The organism is Roseivirga seohaensis (genome assembly GCF_001592945.1).
GTDB lineage: Bacteria > Bacteroidota > Bacteroidia > Cytophagales > Cyclobacteriaceae > Roseivirga > Roseivirga seohaensis.
On the sequence record NZ_LRPB01000012.1, the window covers coordinates 97,680 to 114,356 of the forward strand.

Below are 16,677 nucleotides of genomic sequence, written 5' to 3' on the forward strand. Positions count from 1 at the left end.
GAGTTGTTTTGCCAGAAAATATGCCAGTATGCTTGGTATACTCACCGACTAAAAACATTCTTGAACCCAATATAAACTTCGTCTAGCGGAAAACCACTAGTTTTTTTTTCAGTCTAAAACCTTGATAGAACCGGGCGGTGGTTTGATGTACTTTGAAATACTAAATCAGAGACCATGCACCACCTAGAACTACGATTGGATTTCACGGCCAGGGAATTCGAGATTATTAACCTTTTGGCTGAGGGAAATAGCGCTAAAGAAATTGCTGATGAATTATTTGTGTCGGTTGATACCGTTAAAACTCACAGGAAAAATATTCTGAGGAAATCGGAAGCAAGAAACACCACCGATTTGGTAGTGAGGTGTATTAGAAGGGGAATTATACGATAATAATATTATGACTGAGTCTCAATCGATTTTTACGGGAAAGAAAACCAATACTGCCAATGGATCGAAAGAGTTGCGAAAACAACTTGCCCCGTTCGGAAATATTATAAAGACGGTTAACGCCAATTTTGAACTGTTTTTATTAATAACAGTGCTTGTCTCAATCTTGGTGACTTCAATTTTTTAAGAAAACTATTCTTAGTAGTGTGAGAATAGGGAGCCGAGGTGTTTGACAGGACATCCTCAACCAATCAATCAGAGGGCATTTTCTACCGAAGATGCCCTCACTTTTTTATAGCTCCCTCAGCCAAATATTTCTGAACCTTACAGGGTTTCCGTGGTCTTGCAGAATAATAGCGCCATCGCCATGGGCTGGGTTTTTAGGAAAACCAATGTATTCTGTAGTGCCCAAAAGCCTTTGGTGGTTTTGGATTACGACTCCATTATGGATAACGGTTACATATCCGTCTGCTACTTTTATTCCGTCTTTATTAAATTGTGGGGCTTTATAAATGATGTCATAAACATTCCATTCACCTGGAGCTGCAGTAGCATTTACCAAGGGAATACTTTGCTTGTAAATAGAACCAGCCTGTCCATTCGAATAGGTTTTGCTCACATAACTATCAAGAATTTGAACTTCGTAGCGTTCCTGTAAAAAAACACCAGAATTCCCTCTTCCTTGGCCTTCACCTACTATTTCAGTAGGGGCACTCCACTCTAGGTGTAATTGAATATCACCAAACGTCTTTTTGGTCATAATGTCACCAGCGCCCCTTGCTACTTCCATGTAACCGTTTTCTACTTTCCATCCTGCTGGTTTATCTTCGTTGCGAGATTTCCATGCATTGAGGTTTGAGCCATCAAAAAGCACAATGGCATCGGAAGGGGCACCTCCATTTTTTGCAGGGTTCACTTTTTGAGGAACGGGTTCCCACACTTCTGTGGCTTTTGGGTCGGTGATTTGCGCAGAAGCCGACACTTGTGTCAGTAAAAAGATAATCACTGCAAGGGCATGTGTTCCTACAAATGCTTTGGTAATCCATTTTTGAGAAAAAGCCAAAATAGGATAAGGAGCGTTGGTTTGGGTTCTTTTCATGTTAGTCTAGACCTAATAGTTTTTTAAATTCTTCATTGCTAATTCCAGCATCAGCAAAATCATCAAAGTTTTTTTCTGTGGCTTCAATAATAAATTGATCAATGTATTGAGCACCTTCTCTTGCGCCCTGCTCAGGCGATTTTATGCAGCATTCCCATTCTAATACTGCCCAGCCATCATAGCCGTGTTGAGTTAGTTTTGAGAAAATGCTTTGGAAATCTACTTGTCCATCGCCAATCGAACGGAACCGTCCTGGTCGTTCTCGCCAATCTTGATAACCGCCATAAACTCCCGATTTTCCTGTTGGGTTAAACTCGGCATCTTTTACATGGAACATACCAATGAACTCATGGTAATGGTCGATGTAAGTCAAGTAATCTAATTGCTGAAGCACAAAATGGGAAGGGTCGTAAAGCATTTTAACACGATTGTGTTTGCCAGTAGCCTCATAAAACATTTCGAAGCTAATACCATCATGAAGGTCTTCTCCTGCATGTACTTCATAGCAAAGATCGACTCCGTTTTCATCAAAATGATTTAAGATTGGAAGCCATCGGTTGGCTAATTCAGTAAACCCTTTTTCAATCAAACCTTCTGGGCGTTGTGGCCAATTATAAAAATAGGGCCAAAGCAAAGCGCCTGAAAACGAAGCATGAACTTTTAAGCCCAAATTTTTAGAAGCGACAGCCGCCTTTTTCACTTGATCAATCGCCCAAACATTTCGTTGTTTGGCGTTCATTCCTTTTGGGGCAAAACCCTTAAAAAGTTCTTCGTAAGCAGGGTGAACAGCCACTAATTGTCCTTGCAAGTGGGTAGAGAGTTCACTGACTTCTAAACCATGATTCGCCAAAGTGCCTTTCAGTTCATCGCAATAGGTTTTGCTTTCGGCTGCTTTGTCAAGGTCAATTAAGCGTGCATCCCAAGTAGGAATTTGAACGGCTTTATAACCCAAATCACTCGCCCATTTCGCAATGCTATCTAATGAATTGAAAGGGGCATTATCGTCTGCAAACTGCGCCAAAAAAATGGCGGGTCCTTTAATTGTTTTCATGCTCATCCACTATTTCTGTCCAAATATTTCCGTTTTGGGTAGATTCCAAAACCGCTTCTATAAACTTCATACCTCTTACGCCATCATGAATCGTAGGGAAAGCACCTTTTTGATATGCCTCAGCTCGAATGGCTTTTGCCGCTCCGTTGTAAATATTGGCCATAGAATCGAAAATCCCTTCTGGGTGGCCAGGCGCCATTTTTGTGCTTTCTTTGGCGAAATCACTATTATAAACATGACCCGGTTTGAAAACCTGAACGGGCTTGTCTTCTTGTAAGAAATAAAGAAAGTTCGGGTTTTCTTGTTCCCATTTTAACGCTCCTTTTCTACCATAAACCGCAATTTTGAGGTTGTTTTCTTCTCCCGTAGCAATTTGACTAGCCCTTACCATTCCTCTAACGCCATTTTCAAAACGCAATAAAGCTGTTCCGTCAATATCTAAAGGGTTGTCGTTGTAGAGTGTGCTTAAGTCGGAAAGCACTTTGGTGGTTTTCAAACCTGTAGTGTACTCAATCATGTTAAAGGCATGCACGCCAATATCGCCCATACAGCAACTTTGGCCAGCTTTTTCGGGGTCTAATCGCCAAACGCTTTTGCGCTTTTCTTTATCGTGAATCACAGGGTTGATCCAGCCTTGGTAATATTGCGCATCTACTTTTTGAATGTCGCCAATCATGCCTTCAGCAATCATGGTTTTCATTTGGCGCACCATAGGGTAGCCTGTATAGGTATGCGTTAGGGCAAAAACTGCTTTGTGTTTGTTGACCAACTGCTCTAGCTCAATGGCTTCCGCAGCAGTGTTGGTGACTGGTTTTTCGCAAATAACGTGAAAGCCCGCTTGAATTAATTGCTTGGCCATAGTATAGTGAAGGAAGTTGGGCGTGACAATCACAACCGCTTCAATTCTGTCAGACTTTGGTAAGGCGTTTTCACCCGCAATAAAGTCGTCAATATTTGCATAGCACCTTGACAAATCAAGCCCTAAGGTTTTGGCAAAATCCAGTGACTTATGATGGTCTCTTTCGAAAGCGCCTCCAGCCAGAATGAAATTTTCACCCATAGCAGCCGCTATTCGATGCGTAAGGCCAATAAAAGAGCTACTGCCGCCCCCAATCATGCCTAGTTTGATTTTGTTTTGGTTCATTTTTCTTCGTAGTGTATTTCTTCGTTTTTGAAAGTGGCCGCAAAAATTAAGAATACCAATACGGCAAAGCCTGCTGGTAATAGCCAGATATTCTTCCACTCATGCACATCGCCAACGGTATAGAATTGAGAAATTTGGCCCGCTACCCAAAATCCGATGAGCATACCAACGCCATAAGTAGCCAAGGTAATAAGGCCTTGTGCTGAACTCTTGAATTTCTCTCCTGCTTTTGAATCGGTATAAATTTGACCTGAAACGAAGAAGAAATCGTAGCAAATACCATGTAGTGCAATTCCAGTAATCAGCATGAAAACAAGCTCGTCTGAGTTACCAAAAGCAAACAATACATAGCGTAGCGCCCAAGCTAACATTCCGAAAAGTAAGGTCTTTTTGATGCCGTATTTTTTAAGGAAAATCGGAAGCAAGAGCATAAATAATACTTCTGAAATTTGGCCAATGGTCATTTTTCCAGTTGGGTTACTTACTCCAATTTCGGCCAGAAACGGATTGGCGTTTTGATAGTAGAAGGCCAGTGGAATACAGATAAGAACAGATGAAAAGAAGAATACTGCGAAGTTCTTATTCGTTAAAAGCTTAAGGGCATCTAGCCCGAGAATTTCTTTTAGAGTTATTTTCTCACCTTTTTCTACACGCGGAGGCGTTTTAGGTAATGTAAAACTGAATACTCCCAAAATGGCCGATGCGATTGCCGTCATCAGAAAAGTGTTTTTCAACATACCTTCAGCAATTGCTTCTTGAGAATCCCAAGAAAACACAAAGCTAATTACGAGTCCAGCTAAAACCCACCCAATTGTTCCCCAAACTCTAATTCTAGAGAATTGCTTTGAAGGGTCGGTCATAGTTCTAAAGGCCACTGAGTTTACCAAAGCCAATGTGGGCATATATAACACCATATAACCGAGCACATAAGGATAGAATACTTCGAATTCGGTCGTTTCTGCCATTAAATACATCAATACGGCTCCTGCTAAGTGTAATAGGCCTAGAATTTTTTCCGCATTAAAATACCGGTCTGCTATTAAACCGATAATGAAAGGAGCTATGATTGCCCCCCAAGATTGAGTTGAAAAGGCTTGGGCAATTTGGCCATCTGTGGCATTAATATTATTGCCTAAAAAAGTGCCAAGGGTAACAAACCAGCCGCCCCAAATAAAAAATTGTAGAAACATCATAACGCTGAGGCGTGTGGTGATGCCAGAATTGCTTGTATTCATAGTTGGTAAATTAGATTGAGTAGTACAAGGTATTAATCTTTCGATAAATCTTTAATGCTCACTTTCCTGAATTGAATAGGGTGACTTTCGCTTTGTAGCGCGATATAACCCTTGGTCAGTGGTGTGTCATTTATTTTTGCTTCTGGTTTAAAGCCAGTTACCATTCCATCGCCTACAATGGGCTTTGAGTATTGAATGACCGTGTCGCCTTCCACAATATGCGCAATGTATTCATCCCCCATCACCAGCAAGTCAATGCTAACCCATTGGTCGCCATCAAATGTGGGGCCTTCAATGGTTTGGCAATGTCGGGTAATCAGTTTGCCGCCCATTTCTACATGAGTACCAGGAGTGCAAAGGTTGCCGGTTGGACGAGGGCCGTTGCCTAAGCCGCCTAAAAACTGAGCTTCTAAAGAAATCGGGAAGTCCTGATTCAGGCCCATACTTTCGGCAGATTGAGAGTGCAGCATTACACCGCTGTTTCTGGTGGCCCAACCTTCTCCGCCATTGGCTTGCTCACCAATAAATCGGTATTCGATATGTAATAAATACTTTGAAAATGGCTTTTCATAGAACAGTACGCCATACCGATTATTAAAAGTATCATATTCATCGTAGGCCACGGTAATCATTCCGTCCTCTATTCTAAAAGTATTTCCGAAATTGTCTCCAGCCTCGTAACCTCGGATTTTGGGTGTCCAGCCTGTTAAATCTTTACCGTTGAATAACTCTATCCATTCTTCTTCTTCTTTTTGGCAAGAAGATGCGATGACAATAATGGCGAGTATAAGTGTTAGTTGAAGGTGCTTCACATCGAAAAAATTAAGCCAATAAGTTAATGATTTTCTACACCAATTCAACTGAATATTATGCGTTCAGAATGGCGTTTGCCATAATTAAATCTTCAGCAGTGGTGATTTTGATGTTCTTATAGTCCCCCTCAATCAAATTGATTTTTTCACCCATGTGTTCTAATACTGAGGCATCATCGGTAAATGTGTGGTTTTCTTTTACTTCGAAAGCCTTTTTAATCAGTTGAATCTGAAAAGTTTGAGGGGTTTGAATAAGCTGGAATTGGCTTCTATCGACAACCTTATTGTTTTCACCTTCAATAAATCGAATGGAGTCTTTCAGCGGAACACTGGTTACGGCATTTCCTTTATCTGCGGCTACTTTGAAAGATTCTTTAATGATTTCAGTGGAAACAAAAGGTCGGACACCATCATGAATCGCTACCAAGCCATTACCGTGAATGGCGTTGAGCCCATTTTTTACAGATTGAAATCGGCTATTGCCACCATTTACAATTTGATGCTTAATAGTGAATTTATGCTTTTCGCAAAGCCCTCTCCAAAATGGTATTTGAATTTCGGGCAGAACCAAAATCAACTTTAAACTTGCAAAGGCCGCAATGTAAGCCTCAATGGTGTGCATCAGAATGGGCTTGCCACCAATATCAATAAACTGCTTAGGAATATCAGACTTCATTCGGGTACCACTACCCCCAGCTACTATGATGGCGTATTTTTGCATGAACGAAATTTACGAAAAATCAATCATTATTGGCATTCAGTTATAATCTGAACTAGTAATCAATTTTCGATGAAATTAGTATTCTTTTTAAAGGATTGAATGTCAGTAACTTAAATCCTAATTTGAAATTTCTCGAAAAAAATATTGAGATAAAGGGTGATATTTGGGTGTTTAAATCATTAATAGGTGTAATCAATAGATGTTTTATTTTTAAAAATATCTAAAACACTTTCACCTAATCCTTAATGAAGTTGCTGGATTTGTTCAGTAAGACTATGCATAAATCGCTTTTCTGTAGGAGCAAATGTGTACTTCATTCATTTTGTCAAAAAGAACTCCCTTGTTAGAAGTTTAAATGATTTTTCCGAAAGAAATATTAGAAAACACATCACAGGCCTTTAACTATAAGAACCAAGTAAGGAGTAACGTGATATTTATACTTGCTTCTTTCATCATTATAGCAGGGTTGGGAGCAACTCCTTTTTTGAAAACAGATATTTATGTCTCGGCCAATGGGATTATTAAACCGAATAAGGAAAGAAGAAATCTGGTCGCACCAGTAACTGGTTTTCTTGAAACTTATAACTTAAAGGATAACCAAGAAGTACTAGCGGGTGATACACTATTAAAGTTGGATAACTCAAGAGTAACAGAACAAATTCAGAAGATAGAAGCAGAAAAGCGAATTGTAGAGGACAATTTGGCGGATCTAAACTATTTGATTTTTGCTAAAGAAGTTGACAGGAATAAGTTACAACTTCCCACCAATAGAACTAACTATTTGAAATTTGAGCAGAAATTAAGAGAGTTGGATTTGCGTATGGCTCAGTCGACTACAATTCTCGATCGACAGGAAAGGCTGTTTGATGAAGGAGTTATTTCGATTGCAGAGTATCAAAAAGTGACTTTTGAAAACAATCTGCTTCAAAATGAAAAGGAGTTGTTGATAAAAGACCAGAGGTACTTTTGGGAAAGTGAAAGAAAAAGTGAGACTCAAAAAATATTGGAGTTTGAAAGTTCCGCCACAGCCCTAAAGCGCAACTTGAATGAATATTTCTTATTAGCTCCCATATCGGGCACTCTTTTTAATGTAAAAGGATTTGAAGTCAGTGGTTATATCAATGCAGGGGAAGTTGTCGCAGAAATCTCTCCCTCAACTGACCTCATTGTTGAGACTTATATATCTCCAAGTGATATAGGCTTAATTACGCTTGGGGCTGGCGCAAAGTATCAGATTGATGCCTACAACTATAACAATTGGGGTCTCGCTTCAGGCAATATCATTGAAATTAGCAATGACCTAGAAGTAATTAACAATGCACCTGTTTTTAAAGTGCGCAGCAGCCTTGATCAATCACAACTCAGTTTACGTAATGGCTTTGTAGGGGATTTAAAAAAGGGGCTAACCCTTAGGGCGAGATACCATATAACCGAGAGATCTTTATTTGATCTGCTATATGACAAAGTTGATGACTGGTTGAATCCAGCGCAGAATAATACTCCAAATCAAAATCTTAGTAAAAATGGCCTCTATTAAAGTAAAGCAACATGACATTACGGACTGTGGGGCTGCATGTTTAGCTTCAATAGCGGCACACTATGACAAGGGTTTGCCAATTTCAAAGATTAGGCAAATGGCAGGTACCGATAAGAAAGGTACTAATGTGCTTGGAATGGTTGAGGCAGCTGAAAAGTTGGGATTTGAGGCAAAGGGAGTTAGAGGAGAATTTGATAGTTTGTTTAAAATTCCTTTGCCAACCATTGCTCATGTAATAGTCAAAGAAGTATTGCATCATTTTGTGGTGATTTATAAGGTTGACAAATCTCATATTACCGTGATGGATCCAGGAACGGGGCAACTAGAGAAAAGAACGCACGCTGAATTCAAAAAAGAATGGACAGGAGTATTGGTTCTTTTAATGCCTAATGAAGATACCTTTATAGCATCTAACGAAAAAGTCTCTGTTTATAAAAGAATGTGGTTCCTTTTAAAGCCACATAAATCAGTTCTTTTTCAAGCGTTTATAGGTGCCATAGTCTATACCTTATTGGGGTTATCTACTTCCATTTACATTCAAAAAATCACAGATTTTGTTTTAGTAGACGGTAATACAAACCTGCTCAATCTATTAAGCATTATTATGGTTGTGCTTCTGGTCGCTCAAGTTTTATTGGGCGTTTATAAAGATCTTTTTCTCTTAAGAACAGGACAACAAATTGATGCTAGACTGATACTTGGTTATTATAAACACTTACTCAAGCTACCTCAACAGTTTTTTGATACCATGCGTGTTGGTGAAATAGTATCGAGAATTGGTGATGCGGTTAAAATCAGGGCTTTTATCAATGAAGTGTCTCTTTCGCTGACTGTTAATGTGCTCATTGTTATCTTCTCTTTCGGCCTCATGTTTTCCTATCACTGGAAGTTGGCCATGATTATGCTGGCAATTGTTCCTTTTTACTTGATCATCTATTTTATCACCAATAGGCTGAATAAAAAGGTAGAACGAAAAGTGATGGAAAAAGCGGCTGATTTGGAAAGCCAATTGGTGGAAAGCCTAAATTCAGTGGGTACAATTAAGCGTTTTGGGCTTGAAGGCTTTGCGAATGTTAAAACAGAGACACGTTTTATTGATTTACTCAAAACAGGATATAAGTCTGCTTTGAATGGAATGTTTACCGGGACAAGTACAAGCCTAATCTCCCGAACCTTCACTATAATTTTACTTTGGTCAGGCTCTTACTTTGTTATTGACAGAAGTATTACTCCAGGGGAACTTCTTTCTTTCTACGCCATTATAGGTTATTTCACTGGGCCAGTATCATCGCTAGTAGGGGCAAATAAAACAATACAAAATGCTTTAATAGCGGCAGATAGGCTTTTTGAAATTATGGACTTAGAACGAGAAGAAACGGAAAATAAAGTAAAATTGACTAGGGAGAATATTGGAGATATTAAGTTTTCCAATGTTAATTTCAGGTACGGAACTCGGGTTCAGGTGTTCGAGGATTTCAATTTGTTGTTAAGTAGAGGAGAAATTACTGCTATTGTAGGCGAAAGCGGTTCAGGAAAGTCTACGCTGGCCTCCTTGCTTCAAAACATATATCCATTGAACAGCGGTAGCGTTGTTATTGGACAGTTAAACCTGAAATATATTGACAACGCAAGCTTAAGGGCTTTGGTGGGGGTTGTGCCTCAGAAAATTGATCTGTTTGCTGGAAATGTAATTGAGAATATTGCGGTGGGTCAGTTTGAACCAGACATGGAGCGAATACTTGAGATTTGCGAGTCCATTGGTATTCTTGAGTTTGTGGAGGCCTTGCCTAACGGCTTTCATACCTACTTAGGAGAAAATGGAGCTACTCTTTCTGGAGGGCAAAAACAGAGGATAGCCATTGCTAGGGCGCTTTATCAAAAACCTGAAATTCTTATTTTCGATGAAGCTACCTCCTCATTGGACACAGCTTCCGAAAGTTATATTCAAATGACTATTGAAAGGCTAAGAACAGAGAACAAGACAATTATAATCATTGCACACAGATTAAGTACTGTGGTAAATGCCGATAAGATAATTGTTATGGAAAAAGGGCAGGTAATTGAAGAGGGTTCTCACTTTAAGCTCTTCGAAAAGAAAGGCAAGTATTATGATTTGTGGAGGCAGCAAATGCCAGAAGCTTTTAATAAAATAAGTGCATAAAAATTAGAGTGTTATGACAGGTCTGATTAAAAAATTCGAAATGGTTGAAAGGGTACATCACTTAATTAGAAAGAGGGCCACAGGTACACCGGAGGAACTTGCAGAAAAATTGGGGGTTTCTCAGGCCACCGTTTTTAGAATTATTGAAGGAATGAAATCATTAGATGCTCCAGTGGTTTACGATTTTTCTATACGAAGCTATTATTACGAATATCCAGTTGAATTCAATTATGGTTTTAAATCAGACAAGGATTGGGGTGAAATCAATGGAGGTTTAGTTGTCAGTTCAAATTTTTTTAAAAATAATTTCCGACTCTCATTTTTTGAGAGTGCTATGTTTTAATCTTATAACGGTAATGAAAACGTGCACTAATTAGTTACTGGTAAATAAGTGTTTAACAATTAAATTTTTGAAAATGAAAAATTTAGAAAGATTTGAACCTATGGAACTAGGAGTTCAAGAGATGAGCCAAATTAATGGAGGAGGTTGGGGGTCAGTGTGGAAGGCAGTTAAGTGGTTTGCTGAAGTGTCGGGTCTGGCAGACATGGCTAATGACTTTGTTGATGGCTTGAAGGAAGGGCTGAAAGAATCAGCAGAGGATGATATACGTCCTCTAGGTAATAACTAATATTTATTTTAGTTGAAATTTTTAAAAAAAACAAAACGATGAGAGATTTAAATAAATCGGAGATGAAGTCAATAAATGGCGGGGGCATCCTCAGTTCATTTGGGAAGTTTGTAGGTAAAGTATTGGGCAATATGATGGAAGCCTATGGAGATGCTTATAATAGACACATTGAATATGGAGGATCACATGGCTCAATGAGGGGTTAATATTTAGGCAAGAGTTTTTTAGCTCTTGCCTAAACTGTTTTTTAGGGTTACTTATTTAGAGGGCAAGATGCTGTAAATCAATTATTTATATTTTAATCAAATTTAGAGTTAGAGCCCATAAAAATAAGTGCAGGCTGCTTTAAAAGGGGTTCAGCTTTTTGTTCTGCGATTTAAGTAAGTAATCCTACTGTTTTTTTAAACTAGGTAATAGCATAAACAAAATGATATATAAACTTCAGAAAAATTTAGAAAATAAAAGCTTGGCAAACGTAGTTTTTATCTTTTGTGCTATTCAATTAGTAGTAATTATTTTTCTTTCTGTTGTTGTTTCGAATGTTGATCCTAGCTTAACGGAAATAGATTGGTTAAATGATCTAAGTTTGTTTGATATATTTTTGCTTAGTGTTATAGTAGTTCCGTTAGTTGAGACTTGTATTTTTCAATTCTTCATTATTGAAAGTACTTTTCTTTTTATAGAAAATAGCTCATGGGCTGAGAAAATTGCTTTGATTTTGTCATCCATATTATTTGGTCTTTCTCATTATTACAATATCTACTACATTGTAATAATGATATTCATCGGACTATTCTATTGTTGGATCTACATCTTTATTAGAAATTGGAAGTCAAGAAAAAGCGCTTTTTGGTCATTGACTCTTATCCATGCTACCAATAATCTATTCGCTTTTATTGTAGATGATGTCCTAAAACTTTCTTGATTTTGTAGAATTTAATTTTAAAAATAGTAAAAAAATCAATTCTAAATTATATTTTAATGATTATTTACAGCATAAAAAAATTAGAAAATGACCTTCAGGCTAGAACTTTATCGCAAAAACATGTTTTTATTTACTTTATTGTTCGAGTAGTTTTGATTGGGCTTGGGTCCTTAAATTTTTCTGGAGATGAATTGATAGACCCATGGATGACAAACTTGGCTGTTTTACTTGAGTTAATGATTACAGTTGGTTTTACTTTGCATTTGTTTAATCTCTGTAAGGAGGCCAATCAAGCAGAGAGGTTTTGGGAATATTATTTTAGCATAGGATTTGTTATTGGCGTTAGGCTGTTGGTAATTGGATTAATCTTAATAATACCAGTTTCAGTCTTTATACTGCTTTTAATTCCAGATTTTATGAATGATTTTGGTTATATATTCGAGTTAGGTTTTACGGCAATAGTTCTTTTTGTTTATTATCTCATGTTTATTAATTCTCTTAACCGTGTTTTAGAAGATACTCCCGTTGACTAATGATATGAAAAATAAATTAGTAGCAGAATCTGAGATTCAGTTTTTACTAGGAATGTTAATGGTTCTCGGTGCCGTTATTTTATTTACTGGAGGTTAGAAATTGGGTGTATTATTTATTCAAAGCCTTGGTTAGTTGGCCATGCATGCCGAATAGTCTTTTCTGTTTGGTTTGCTGGTTCAATATCAATATCATATAGCCTTTGAGGGATTTTCATGGGTTTTATTTGACAATGGTTGTTGACTTTGGTGAGAGAACTTGTGAAGTTAGAAAACAGCAGATTAAACTAAACTCGACATATGAAGAAGAAATACTTAATGAAAGTGTTAATCCTTGTTTTGATAACACCAATAGTTTTATTAGGTCGATATTTAAACGAAGTATATCTTCCTAATTATACCGATGAATGGTTAAGTCCGTTGATGGCTGAAGCGACTTCTGAATTTATTAAAGTGATTGCCGTTATTCTGTTGATTCAGTTATTCAGAAAAAGACCAACGGTCAAATCACTCAAATTAGATATTCTTCTAGTTGGGATTTTTTATGGTATTCTTGAGCTGATAAGCTTGTTTTCTACTAGGTGGTTTGGCACGTTCGATATTATGGATATTGTAGCTTATTCACTGGCGACAGGTTTCATGTATTTGGTGGTAAGCATATTCTTTAGGAAAACGAGTAGCTCTAGCGAGGCAGTATTCCCTTAATCCAGTGCTAGTAGTTAGGAGAATAAAGGTTGTGGTTTTGTAATTGAGGTGAAAAGAGGCAAGGTGGTTCTAACGCTTAGTGTTCTGACCGACTTGTCTCTAGGTTATTAATAAGTTTCTGTGATTCGAAGTATTGGTGCTTTGGAGTCTCTTTAAAAAATCAGTATGTCATTTCTGCTAATTCTTTTATTTTTCAGTAGTGCTTTATCGGGCATTTCACCTGTTGTATTTTCTCAAAACTTTGATGACAAGATGGTTTTTGTTGAGGGCAATGATTCCATCAACTCCTTCTACATGGACAAGTATGAGACTACCATGGCTGAATTTCAGCAATTTGTTGAAAGGACAGGGTATAAAACAGTGAGCGAAGTCTTAGACTCAGGTAAAGTTTATAACCCCTATGCTAAAATGGTACAAGGGGTTAACTGGCGTCATGATATTTATGGTAGAAGGATTCCACTAGAAAGGTATGGAGAATTACCTGTAACCAGATTGTCTTTAAAAGATGCTAAAGCCTATGCAGAATGGGCGGGGAAACGAATACCCACTAAAGAAGAATGGCTGTATGCAGCGAAAGGTGGTTCAAAAAGTGAATCATTCAAGTATCCCGGTGGTAATAACGCTCGTCAAGTAGGCTGGTTTGATGGAAATTCTCGTGAGACACTGATGCCGATAGGTCAGAAGATACCGAATGAATTAGGGTTATATGATATGGGCGGAAATGTAACGGAAATGGCGCTCGAACCTGACGGAAGCGGGGTGAATGGACTAGGTGGGGCTTTCTTTTTAGACAAAGATTACTTTGAAATGGAGTTTATTCATAATGGATTTTATACGTCTAAAAAGTTTTTCGACAAATCGGCCTTACCTTTTGCAGGTATTCGTTTGGTTTCAAAGGAGCAGAAATGATTAGATTGAGGTTTGATAAAAATAATACCCTACTTGCCTTAACTACATTGTTGGCTATCATTGGGTGTTCTCCGGAAAAGAATACAGATTATTCTAACAATGCCACATTGATAGCTGTAAATAAAACTCAGTCAGAGCAAATGAGCTTGAGTACTTTGAGTGATTCAATTAGTTACGTGCTGTTGGATACTCCTCAGGAGTTAGCCATTGGGCAGATTGATAGAGTCTTATTAACTCAAAAACGGTTTTTCGTATTAGACCGTGAGATTGCGTCTGCGTTGTTTGTGTTTGATCTGAATGGTAAGCTTATTTTTGATATTCAAGAAGGGATAGGAGGGCCAGGTGAAGTGCTGGAGTTTTCGGATTTTGATGTAAGTGCTCAAGCTCAAGAGTTATATATTTTGGATAATAATAGTAAGGATATCAAAGTGTTTGATTTTGCAGGTGAGCTAATTAACAGAATCAGATTGCCTTTTTTTGCAGCTTCTATTAACGTGCTTGGAAATGATATAGCCGTATTTCGAAACAATCAATACGTTAAAGGAGGTGATGCGAATAATAATCAAGTTGTAGTTTTCTCTAAAGAGGGAGAGATGCTGAGGGCCTTCTTGCCATTGAGCGCAGAAAATGACTACTTATCATTTCACGGTTCATTCCGACCTTTTCAATCCACAGGCAGCAGTTGGATTTTTAGCCAAGCCTTAAACGATACAATCTATGAAATTTCTGGTTCTACCGTTACCTCAAAATATGTAATGGACTTTGGTGATAAGTCCTTGGGTAACATTGAAGGCGGCTTCTTTGGTGTTAATGATTTTCTAAGGTCTGAGCAGAGAATGGAAAGCCAGTATTTGATGGGGGATACCTTCGAGAATGACGATTATCTCATGTCGTTATTTTATGCCGGAAAGACATACAAATATGTTTTTTACGATAAGCTTACACAGAAAACTAGTGTAGTTACTAAAATTGACAATGACTTAGATTATGTGCCTTATTTGCATACTAAGTTTGCCAATAATAGTTTGATGATTGCTGATCTTCCAGCAGAGTTATTATTGTCTCTGAATGAACAAATAGAAGAGCTTACGAAAAAAACTAAAAAGATAAAGGAGCTAATAAGCAATCCTGTTTTTGAAAAGGAAAACCCAATACTCATGTTAGTACATCTTAAAAAATGGGGAAATACTAACGAAGCTGTCTTTAAATAAACTTGCATTATGATCTCAGATAAAAAACTTCGCCAGTTACTTTTAGAGAAAAGGCAGAAGGGCAAATGGCCTTTGCAATTGGTAGTATTTACTCTTGTTTTTGCTTTGGTGTTTGGTGTCGTAGAATATGCTTTCTACGGTTTTACTATGGAAGGTCACACCATTGATGAGTTACTGACAACCATGGGTAAGGGAGCAGTAGTGGCTTTTCTAATGACAATTATTCGCTTTGGCAGAACCAACTACCAGCTTAATAAATATAAAGTTGAGTTGGACGCCTTTGAAAAACAGCAATCAGAAATTGATAAGCTCTTCTAAAACCAAAAAGCCTTCCCTAGTATAATACCAGAGAAGGCTTTTGTCTAAAACCTAAAGTCTACAAAATCAGATAATCAACATGGCATCGCCATAGCTGAAGAATCTATACCCTTCTTTTTGAGCTACTTTGTAGGCGTTCATTGTTTTTTCATACCCTCCAAAAGCGGCTGCCTGCATTAGCAAAGTAGATTCTGGTAAATGGAAGTTTGTAATCAAAGCGTTACAGATTTTAAATTCATATTCAGGAAAAATGAATTTGTCTGTCCAAGCTTCGTTGGCTTTCAATCGGCCACCAGCAGAAACAGACGATTCTAAAGCACGCATAGATGTTGTTCCTACAGAACATACCCTTTTCTTATTGTCTAAAGCCTTGTTTACCGCATCGGCTGTAGATTGAAGGATAGTATAGTTTTCAGAATCCATTTTGTGTTTGGTAAGGTCTTCAACATCAACCTGACGGAAAGTGCCTAAACCAATATGGAGTGTTATTGAAGCAATGTCAACACCTTTAATTTCTAAGCGCTTCATTACTTGTTTTGTAAAGTGCAAGCCTGCTACTGGAGCCGCTACCGCACCTATATTCTTAGCATATATTGTCTGAAAACGCTCTCTGTCTTCAGGTTCTGTTTCTCTCGGAATAGTTCTAGGAAGCGGTGTTTCGCCTAAAGTGTCGATGGTTTTGTAAAACTCTTCATCTGTTCCATCAAAAAGGAAACGAATTGTTCTACCTCTCGAAGTGGTGTTGTCGATTACTTCGGCCACTAATTCGCCCTCGCCAAAATAGAGTTTATTACCTACTCGTATTTTTCTAGCAGGATCTACAAGAACATCCCATAGGTGCATTTCTTGATTAAGCTCTCTAAGCAAGAAAACCTCAATTTTAGCCCCTGTTTTTTCTTTTTGGCCATAAAGACGAGCAGGAAAAACTTTGGTGTCGTTGTTCACCAGCACATCACCTTCGTCAAAATAGTCCACAATATCCTTGAACATCTTGTGCTCAATCTCTCCCGTATCGCGGTGCAAAACCATTAATTTTGATTCGTCTCTGTTTTCGGTAGGATACTTTGCAATCTTATCTTCAGAAAGATCGAATTTAAATGCTGATAACTTCATTCTTTATATACTAGCGTTAATTGCGTTTTTTCAAATAGCTGGCAAAGATAATAATAAATGGCTGAGTGTCATAGGTGAGGACTGTATATAATTACGTAACCGTATATACGACCGAGAAGCAACTAGCTCTTTTTGCTTTTGCTCAAATAGGTCTGGCCATTCAGGCGCACAAATGTCCGATCACTAACAA

At 38.0% G+C, this 16,677-nt stretch carries 19 protein-coding genes; 12 read left to right on the plus strand and 7 right to left on the minus strand.

Features of this window, described 5'->3' with window-relative positions:
- Nucleotides 1-174: 174 nt before the first annotated feature.
- Nucleotides 175-390, plus strand: a complete 216-nt coding sequence (locus AWW67_RS05615; RefSeq protein WP_062300631.1) for a response regulator transcription factor — start codon at nucleotides 175-177, stop codon at nucleotides 388-390.
- Nucleotides 391-679: 289 nt separating this feature from the next.
- On the opposite strand, the gene AWW67_RS05620 is transcribed toward AWW67_RS05615, so the two are convergent.
- The 6 genes from AWW67_RS05620 to AWW67_RS05645 are packed head-to-tail and all read right to left on the minus strand — an operon-like array spanning nucleotide 680 to nucleotide 6,449.
- Nucleotides 680-1,486, minus strand: a complete 807-nt coding sequence (locus tag AWW67_RS05620) for a 3-keto-disaccharide hydrolase (protein ID WP_082793987.1) — start codon at nucleotides 1,484-1,486, stop codon at nucleotides 680-682.
- Between the two features lies 1 nt (nucleotide 1,487).
- Nucleotides 1,488-2,537: a sugar phosphate isomerase/epimerase family protein gene (locus tag AWW67_RS05625; protein WP_062300632.1), complete on the minus strand. Its 1,050-nt coding sequence runs from the start codon at nucleotides 2,535-2,537 to the stop codon at nucleotides 1,488-1,490.
- Complete coding sequence (locus tag AWW67_RS05630; protein WP_062300633.1) at nucleotides 2,524-3,681, minus strand: Gfo/Idh/MocA family protein; 1,158 nt, start codon at nucleotides 3,679-3,681, stop codon at nucleotides 2,524-2,526. The genes AWW67_RS05625 and AWW67_RS05630 overlap by 14 nt, the downstream gene beginning before the upstream one ends.
- Complete coding sequence (locus AWW67_RS05635; RefSeq protein WP_062300634.1) at nucleotides 3,678-4,916, minus strand: nucleoside permease; 1,239 nt, start codon at nucleotides 4,914-4,916, stop codon at nucleotides 3,678-3,680. The genes AWW67_RS05630 and AWW67_RS05635 overlap by 4 nt, the downstream gene beginning before the upstream one ends.
- Nucleotides 4,917-4,948: 32 nt before the next feature.
- Nucleotides 4,949-5,728, minus strand: a complete 780-nt coding sequence (locus AWW67_RS05640) for a 3-keto-disaccharide hydrolase (protein WP_062300722.1) — start codon at nucleotides 5,726-5,728, stop codon at nucleotides 4,949-4,951.
- 55 nt (nucleotides 5,729-5,783) lie between these two features.
- Nucleotides 5,784-6,449 (minus strand): 2-C-methyl-D-erythritol 4-phosphate cytidylyltransferase, encoded by a 666-nt coding sequence (locus AWW67_RS05645; RefSeq protein WP_062300635.1) that lies wholly within the window; start codon nucleotides 6,447-6,449, stop codon nucleotides 5,784-5,786.
- A 355-nt stretch (nucleotides 6,450-6,804) separates the two neighbouring features.
- Between AWW67_RS05645 and AWW67_RS05650 the strand changes: the two genes are divergently transcribed.
- From AWW67_RS05650 to AWW67_RS05695, 11 genes are all read left to right on the plus strand, one after another.
- Nucleotides 6,805-7,986: an HlyD family secretion protein gene (locus AWW67_RS05650; protein ID WP_062300636.1), complete on the plus strand. Its 1,182-nt coding sequence runs from the start codon at nucleotides 6,805-6,807 to the stop codon at nucleotides 7,984-7,986.
- Nucleotides 7,973-10,147, plus strand: a complete 2,175-nt coding sequence (locus AWW67_RS05655) for a peptidase domain-containing ABC transporter (RefSeq protein ID WP_062300637.1) — start codon at nucleotides 7,973-7,975, stop codon at nucleotides 10,145-10,147. Before AWW67_RS05650 ends, AWW67_RS05655 begins: the two co-directional genes overlap by 14 nt.
- A gap of 13 nt (nucleotides 10,148-10,160) precedes the next feature.
- A complete protein-coding gene (locus AWW67_RS05660) occupies nucleotides 10,161-10,490 on the plus strand; it encodes a helix-turn-helix domain-containing protein (protein ID WP_062300638.1) in 330 nt (109 codons plus the stop codon).
- 73 nt (nucleotides 10,491-10,563) lie between these two features.
- The gene (locus AWW67_RS05665; protein ID WP_062300639.1) at nucleotides 10,564-10,776 is read left to right on the plus strand and encodes a hypothetical protein; all 213 of its coding nucleotides are present in this window, start codon (nucleotides 10,564-10,566) and stop codon (nucleotides 10,774-10,776) included.
- Between the two features lie 62 nt (nucleotides 10,777-10,838).
- The gene (locus tag AWW67_RS18970; RefSeq protein WP_176699999.1) at nucleotides 10,839-10,982 is read left to right on the plus strand and encodes a hypothetical protein; all 144 of its coding nucleotides are present in this window, start codon (nucleotides 10,839-10,841) and stop codon (nucleotides 10,980-10,982) included.
- A gap of 221 nt (nucleotides 10,983-11,203) precedes the next feature.
- Nucleotides 11,204-11,701, plus strand: coding sequence for a CPBP family intramembrane glutamic endopeptidase (locus AWW67_RS19265; protein WP_062300640.1), 498 nt, complete (start codon nucleotides 11,204-11,206; stop codon nucleotides 11,699-11,701).
- Between the two features lie 56 nt (nucleotides 11,702-11,757).
- Nucleotides 11,758-12,234, plus strand: coding sequence for a hypothetical protein (locus AWW67_RS05675; RefSeq protein WP_062300641.1), 477 nt, complete (start codon nucleotides 11,758-11,760; stop codon nucleotides 12,232-12,234).
- Between the two features lie 297 nt (nucleotides 12,235-12,531).
- Nucleotides 12,532-12,936 carry a hypothetical protein gene (locus AWW67_RS05680; RefSeq protein ID WP_062300642.1) on the plus strand — a complete coding sequence of 135 codons (405 nt, stop codon included), beginning with the start codon at nucleotides 12,532-12,534 and terminating at the stop codon, nucleotides 12,934-12,936.
- Between the two features lie 165 nt (nucleotides 12,937-13,101).
- On the plus strand, nucleotides 13,102-13,845 hold the full coding sequence (locus tag AWW67_RS05685) for an SUMF1/EgtB/PvdO family nonheme iron enzyme (protein ID WP_062300643.1): 744 nt from the start codon (nucleotides 13,102-13,104) through the stop codon (nucleotides 13,843-13,845).
- Nucleotides 13,842-15,056, plus strand: a complete 1,215-nt coding sequence (locus AWW67_RS05690) for a DUF4934 domain-containing protein (protein ID WP_062300644.1) — start codon at nucleotides 13,842-13,844, stop codon at nucleotides 15,054-15,056. The genes AWW67_RS05685 and AWW67_RS05690 overlap by 4 nt, the downstream gene beginning before the upstream one ends.
- Nucleotides 15,057-15,065: 9 nt before the next feature.
- Nucleotides 15,066-15,374, plus strand: a complete 309-nt coding sequence (locus AWW67_RS05695; RefSeq protein ID WP_062300645.1) for a hypothetical protein — start codon at nucleotides 15,066-15,068, stop codon at nucleotides 15,372-15,374.
- A gap of 66 nt (nucleotides 15,375-15,440) precedes the next feature.
- On the opposite strand, the gene queA is transcribed toward AWW67_RS05695, so the two are convergent.
- Nucleotides 15,441-16,487: a tRNA preQ1(34) S-adenosylmethionine ribosyltransferase-isomerase QueA gene (gene queA / locus AWW67_RS05700; RefSeq protein WP_053223578.1), complete on the minus strand. Its 1,047-nt coding sequence runs from the start codon at nucleotides 16,485-16,487 to the stop codon at nucleotides 15,441-15,443.
- Between the last annotated feature and the right edge of the window lie 190 nt (nucleotides 16,488-16,677).